A 464-nucleotide genomic window follows, 5' to 3' on the forward strand; every position below is an offset into this window, starting at 1 on the left:
GCTAAATGGCATGCATCTCGCGCTGCGTTTCATCATGATAAGAGTGCACACAGACTCGGTGGCTGGAAAGACAGTAACGCCTTGTATGTTGCTCTAAACGGCCAATACTCTTCATAGCTCCAATCGCTCAATTATTCGTGTGCTAGCTAGATTTTATCTACTGGTTACAGCGAATCTCCAATGACACTCGGCTCAAACCCACCACTATTTAAATAGTGCGGTAGCGCCTGTCTGTCATAGCCAAAATTAATTGAATTTACTCTGTCCTTAGGGATGGAGGGATAGCTTATAAATGAAGAACAAAGCCATAACTCATAAAAGCAGAAAGCGCATCAATCACTATTCTGCTTGGAAATACGTCGTACTTGTTGCCACTGTTATCATCCTTACGCTCAGTGCCATTCCTACATGGTTTGGTGAGAAGCCAGCAATACAGATACAAGTACCTGAAAAGACGGTATTTA

At 42.9% G+C, this 464-nt stretch carries 1 protein-coding gene; it reads left to right on the plus strand.

The genetic code is table 11. The features are described from left to right. Positions 1-292: 292 nt before the first annotated feature. Positions 293-464, plus strand: a 172-nt coding sequence (locus tag AB4585_RS24240) for a hypothetical protein (RefSeq protein WP_372171306.1), incomplete at its 3' end; no start/stop codon positions are given.

It is taken from the genome of Vibrio sp. 10N.222.49.C9, assembly GCF_041474985.1.
In the GTDB taxonomy this organism is placed as follows: domain Bacteria; phylum Pseudomonadota; class Gammaproteobacteria; order Enterobacterales; family Vibrionaceae; genus Vibrio; species Vibrio crassostreae_C.